1 protein-coding gene is annotated in these 257 nt (G+C 40.9%); it reads left to right on the top strand.

The window, feature by feature from the left end:
• A partial coding sequence (locus AC4GZ8_RS26505) for a reverse transcriptase domain-containing protein (RefSeq protein WP_491084840.1) occupies positions 1-257 on the top strand: 257 nt, incomplete at both ends.

Here is a 257-nt window from a genome sequence, read left to right as displayed (position 1 = left end):
GGTTCTTAGTGAGTGGTGTACAAATAGATGACGACTACAAAGAAACAGTAATAGGTACTCCGCAAGGAGGAAACTTGTCTCCACTATTAAGCAATATCATGCTTAACGAGCTAGACAAGGAACTGGAAAGCCGTGGTCTTAACTTCGTACGTTATGCAGATGATTGTATTATCCTGGTTAAAAGTGAGATGTCTGCCAAACGAGTTATGAGGTCAGTGTCCAAATTCATTGAAGAAAAGCTAGGGCTTATCGTCAAC

The sequence above is a fragment of the Metabacillus sp. RB-C-LZQ-3-1 genome, assembly GCF_058315175.1.
This window is presented reverse-complemented; position numbering and strand designations above follow the sequence as displayed.